Annotated in this window: 6 protein-coding genes; all 6 read right to left on the reverse strand. The window is 64.3% G+C overall.

Going from position 1 to position 5,432, the window contains the following annotated elements; all coding sequences use genetic code 11:
* Positions 1–700, reverse strand: a 700-nt coding sequence (locus EN935_RS20645; RefSeq protein ID WP_127373565.1) for a ThuA domain-containing protein, incomplete at its 3' end; no start/stop codon positions are given.
* Positions 701–879: 179 nt separating this feature from the next.
* On the reverse strand, positions 880–1,110 hold the full coding sequence (locus tag EN935_RS20650) for a hypothetical protein (RefSeq protein ID WP_109661205.1): 231 nt from the start codon (positions 1,108–1,110) through the stop codon (positions 880–882).
* A 59-nt stretch (positions 1,111–1,169) separates the two neighbouring features.
* On the reverse strand, positions 1,170–1,754 hold the full coding sequence (locus EN935_RS20655) for a sarcosine oxidase subunit gamma (RefSeq protein ID WP_127264908.1): 585 nt from the start codon (positions 1,752–1,754) through the stop codon (positions 1,170–1,172).
* The gene (locus EN935_RS20660) at positions 1,747–4,740 is read right to left on the reverse strand and encodes a sarcosine oxidase subunit alpha (protein WP_127373566.1); all 2,994 of its coding nucleotides are present in this window, start codon (positions 4,738–4,740) and stop codon (positions 1,747–1,749) included. The genes EN935_RS20655 and EN935_RS20660 overlap by 8 nt, the downstream gene beginning before the upstream one ends.
* Positions 4,737–5,033, reverse strand: a complete 297-nt coding sequence (locus EN935_RS20665; protein ID WP_127266148.1) for a sarcosine oxidase subunit delta — start codon at positions 5,031–5,033, stop codon at positions 4,737–4,739. The genes EN935_RS20660 and EN935_RS20665 overlap by 4 nt, the downstream gene beginning before the upstream one ends.
* A gap of 12 nt (positions 5,034–5,045) precedes the next feature.
* Positions 5,046–5,432 (reverse strand): hypothetical protein (locus tag EN935_RS20670; protein ID WP_127373567.1); only part of this gene is annotated, 387 nt, incomplete at its 5' end.

Genomic DNA, 5,432 nt, shown 5'->3' on the forward strand with positions numbered 1-5,432 from the left:
GCGCATTGGTGATGCCGGACCATGCCGGCGCCGGGTTGTGCGCCCAGTGCACCGCGTTGCGCAGCACCTGCTGCACGCCCTCATTGTGATAGATCGGATAGGTCTCGTGGCCGGGCGAGAAGTAGAAGATCCTGCCTGCGCCGCGCTGGTAGGTCAGCCCTGACCGGAACACCTCGCCGCCCTCGTACCAGGAGACGAACACCGTCTCGAGCGGCTCCGGCACGGCGAAGGGTTCGCCATACATTTCGGTCTCGCCGATCTCCAGGCAATCGCCGATGCCTTGCGCGATCGGGTGGCCGCGGTTGATCGCCCAGACGCGCTCGCGCTCGCCCGCCTCGCGCCATTTCAGCGAACAGGGCGTGCCCATCAGCCGCTTGAAAATCTTCGAGTAGTGGCCGGAATGGAGCACGATCAGGCCCATGCCTTCCCACACCCGCTTCTGCACCCGCTCGACGATCTCGTCCTTGACGTCGCCATGCGCCGCATGGCCCCACCACAAAAGCACGTCGGTAGCCGCCAGGCGCTTCTCGCTCAGGCCATGTTCGGGCTCCTGCAAGGTGGCGGTGGTCGCCTCGATGCCCTTGTCCTGGTTGAGTGCCGCGGCAATGGTGCCATGCATCCCCAAGGGATAGAGGTCGCGCACGGCGGCATTGGTCTGCTCATGGACATTCTCGCCCCAAACGATCGCTTTTGTCGGCATTTTCATCTCCCAAAGCGCTTTAAATAGCATGTCCAATGGGATTGAGAAGGTCCGATCCGATCTGGTCCGATGGAAAACTGGAGCAATTCCAGGAAAAGTGTGAAACGGTTTTCCGTCCGGAATTGCGCTAAAATGAAAAAGGAGAGCGGTTCGGCGTTTCCGCGAAACGATGAACCGCTCTACGTCTTGCGCTTCTTGCGCCCGGGCACGGTCTTGGCCTTGCCGGGTTTCGCGGGCGCGCCGGGAATGGACGTGCTGGTGATCGATATCGGATCGCTGGCCGGGAACGTGTCTTCGAGACCTTCCTCGAGTTCCTCTTCGGCGCTCGGCGCTTCGTGCCGCTCATGTTCGAGCGAGCGGACGGCCGATGTCTTCTTGACCGGCGACTTCGGCGCGGAATTCGACGGCATCGGCATTCTCCCTCGGCGTGCGGATGCAGAACGAGCGTGCCCTGCAAAACGTTCCGAGTTCAGACCGCTGCGTCGCGCGATCCCTCGGACAGGAAAGTAAAAACATAGTCCGAGAAGGAACGCCAGCATTCAACCCGGAAGGTGTCGGCGGCTGTGCGCAGCAGCACGATCTCCGTCTTGCCCAGGATGGTGCGCGACGCTGCTCCCACCGGGAAGACGTCGAGCGATAGATCCTGCGGACAACCCCCATTGATCGTCGCTGCTGCCCCGGCGCCCGTCACGGCGATAGCAATGTTGCGATGCGAGATGCCGACCGCCGAGTGCAGCACGGAAACCTTGGCGCAATCGGCGAGCGGATCGTTACCGGCCTCGTCGACAACAAGCCATTCGTCGGGGCCGAGCCACAAGGCGGTTCGCCCACCCTTCGAGGCAGACGTCTTCGGCTTGTTCGGCAAGGTCACCCCGAGCGCTTTCGAAAGCGCTGCAACCGAAGCCTCCGGCGCACGCAATGACATGCGCTCAGCCGGCGGCAGCACCTCGACCTTGACGCTGGTCGCCGAAGTGCTGCGTCCAGCCAGCGCCGGACGGCGTTCTACCGAAGGCGATGCAGCCGGAGCCGTCTTTCTTGCAGCGGCCTTAGCCATTGAGGCGCCCTCCCGTCTCGTCGAAGAACACCATGCCGGTAACCTCCACTTCGATCACCCCGTTCGGCATCGGCACGTAGAGCGTTTCGCCCATGCGATCGCGGCCGCCGGCGACCAGCGCCAACGCGATCGAGCGGCCGCAATTTTCCGACCAGTAGCTCGAAGTGACATGGCCGATCATCTTCATCGGAATCGCCTGCTTCGGGTCCTCGACGATCTGCGCGCCTTCTTCCAGCACCACCTTGGGGTCCTTGGTCTTGAGACCGACCAGCTGCTTGCGGCCCTTGGCGACCAGGTCCGGTCGCGCCATGCCCCTGATCCCGACGAAATCGGTCTTCTTCTTGCCCACCGCCCAGTCGAGGCCGGCATCGTTCGGCGTGACCGTGCCGTCGGTATCCTGGCCGACGATGATATAGCCCTTTTCGGCGCGCAGCACGTGCATGGCCTCGGTGCCGTAGGCGGCAGCGCCATGTTTCTGACCTTCAGCCCACAGCGCTTCCCAGACGGCCTGGCCATAGTCGGCAGGCACGTTGACCTCGAAGCCGCGCTCGCCGGTGAACGACATGCGGAACAGCCTGGTCGGCACGCCGCAGATCTTGCCTTCGCGCACCGACATATGCGGCAGTGCCTCGTCGGACATGTCGATGCCTTCGACCAGCGGCGCGATGATGTCACGTGACTTCGGGCCCTGCACGGCGATGACCGCCCATTGCTCGGTGATCGAGGTCAGCCAGACATTGAGATGCGGGAACTCGGTCTGGAGATAGTCCTCCATGTGGTTCATGACGCGCGGCGCGCCGCCGGTCGTCGTGGTCACATGGAAACGGTCCGGCGCCAGTCTGCCGACGACACCGTCATCATAGATGAAGCCGTCCTCGCGCAGCATGATGCCGTAGCGGCAGCGGCCGGGCTCCAGCTTCTCCCATGGGTTGGTGTAGAGCAGTTCCATGAACTTGGCCGCATCCGGCCCGACCACTTCGATCTTGCCCAGCGTCGAGGCATCGAACAGGCCGGCCGTCTTGCGCACCGCGACGCATTCACGGTCGACGGCAGCGTGCATGTCTTCCCCCGCATTGGGGAAATACCAGGCGCGCTTCCACTGGCCGACATCCTCGAACACCGCCCCTTGGGCCTCGGCCCAGGGATGGATCGCCGTCTTGCGTGTCGGGTCGAACAGCGGACCGCGCGCATGGCTGACGATCGCGCCGAAGGTCACCGGCGTATAGGGCGCCCGAAACGTGGTCAGGCCGACCTCCGGGATCGGCTTGCCCAGCGTCTCGGCGGCAATCGCCAGGCCATGCATGTTGGAGGTCTTGCCCTGATCGGTCGCCATGCCGTTCGTGGTGAAGCGCTTGACGTGCTCGATCGAGCGCATGCCTTCATGCACCGCCTGGCGGATGTCCTTGGCGGTGACATCGTTCTGGAAGTCGACGAAAGCTTTCACCGTCGTGTCCGGCCCGGCGCCGGGAGCCGCACCCAGCATGCCGCGCGACCAGCTCTCCGAGGCATCAACCTTCGGCTTTGTACCCTTGGCGGTTTTGGCACCCGCATCCTTGGCCGCCTTGGCGCCAGCCGCATAGGCCTCGTCCACCGTCGCCGACAGCCCGTCTGTGCCATTGCAGGCGCCGACAGAGACGCAATCCTGCGCATAGGTGCCCGGCACGAAGCGCTTGGTCTCGTCGTTGAAGGCAACCTTGCCGCGCGACTGCGAGAACAGATGCACCGACGGCGTCCAGCCGGCCGACATCAGGATCGCGTCGACCGGGATGGTGCGCTCGCCACCACCATTCTTCGGCTGCACCGTCATCGAGGAAACGCGCAACTTGCCGCCGGCGCGGATCACCGCGCGGCCGAAATTGACCTCGACGCCGAGCGCCCTCGCCTCGTCGATCACCGGTCCGGTCGGATTGTCGCGCAAATCGACGATCGCCGCCACATTGATGCCGGCCTTCTTCAGGTCGATCGCCGCCGCATAGGCGGAATCATTGGCGGTGTAGACGCCGACATTTTTGCCGACCGCGACGCCATAGTGGTTCAGATAGGTGCGTGCAGCACCCGCCAGCATGATGCCCGGCCGGTCGTTGTCGGCGAACACCATGTGGCGCTCGATGGCGCCGGAGGCCAGCACCACGCGCTTGGCGCGAACTTGCCACAGCCGCTCGCGCGCCAGATCGTGGCCGGGAGCCGAGAGATGATCGCTGACACGCTCGACCAGCCCGACGAAATTCTGCGCGTAGTAGCCGAACGCCGTCGTGCGCGAGAGCACGCGGACATTGTCCATCGCGCTCAGTCGGGCGATTGCCGCCTGTGCCCAGGCAAAACCGCCCTGGCCGTCGATCTTCGCACCGGTCTCGAAACGCAGGCTGCCGCCGAACTCGGCCTGCTCGTCGGCGAGGATGACCCGCACGCCCGTTTCAGCCGCTGCCAATGCTGCCGCAATGCCGGCGGCACCGCCACCCAGCACCAGCACGTCGCAATGCGCATAGCGCGATGAATAATGGTCGGAATCCGGCTGGTCCGGGGAAACGCCAAGGCCGGCCGCGGCGCGGATCTTGGGTTCGTAGAGGCTCTTCCACGCCGCCTTCGGCCACATGAAGGTCTTGTAGTAGAAGCCGGCCGAAAACAGCGGCGAGGCGATGTCGTTGACCGCACCGACGTCGAAGGACAGCGACGGCCAGCGGTTCTGCGACTGCGCATCGAGCCCGTCATAAAGCTCCTGCACGGTCGCCCGCACATTTGGCGTCTTGCGCGCCGCGTCGCGCTTGATCTCGACCAGCGCGTTGGGCTCCTCGGCGCCCGCCGACAAGATGCCGCGCGGACGGTGATACTTGAACGAGCGGCCGACGAGATGGACGCCATTGGCAAGCAGCGCCGAGGCCAGCGTGTCGCCCTCGATACCGGCATAGGACTGGCCGTCGAAGCTGAAGCGCGCGGTCTTGGCTTGGCTGAAGCGGCCGGCGCCGGGAATGCGGAACGCGCCGCTCATTTGGCAACTCCCGGGAGCTTCGACGGTTTCGGCTCGCCGGCCTTGTAGGTCATGACGAACTTGTCGGTGACGGTGTCGCGCACGGCATTGAAGAAGCGCGCGCAGCCGTGCATGTGCCGCCAGCGCTCATAGATGATGCCCTTGGGATTCGAGCGGATGAAGAAGAATTTTTCGAAATCGTCGTCGGTCTCGTCAGCAATGTTGGCCGAGCGTGCGATATGCGCCTCGCCGGCGTTGCGGAACTCGAGTTCCGGGCGCTCTTCCTCGCAATAGGGGCAGCGGATGAGAAGCATTTTGGTTCGTTCCTACAATTCGCCGTGGCCGACGCGGGCGCCCGCCGGTTGATCGCAAAGCTTCTGTCCCAGCGTCGCGAACGGCGCGACGAGTCGGATGCGCTCCTCCACGCTTGCGGCTGGGCTAAAAAGGTCGCGATACGCCATATTGCCGAGGGTAAGCTGCATCGGATCGGTGGTGACGATCACCTGACGTGGCTGGAATGTCTCGTCCACGCCTAAATCGGAAGGTCTGTTCTCGAAGAAGACAACCACCCGCTGGCCGCCGCTCCAGACGCAGGCCAGCATGCCCTCGTCGACCGAAAACGGCCAGTTGGCTTCGTTCCCGGCACGGCTGATCGGCTGCGTACGGACTTCGTCCGCCGACGGAAAATGGAACATGCCCCGTTCCCCCGCCAG

The sequence above is a fragment of the Mesorhizobium sp. M7D.F.Ca.US.004.03.1.1 genome, assembly GCF_003998635.1.
GTDB classification, from domain to species: Bacteria; Pseudomonadota; Alphaproteobacteria; order Rhizobiales; family Rhizobiaceae; genus Mesorhizobium; species Mesorhizobium loti.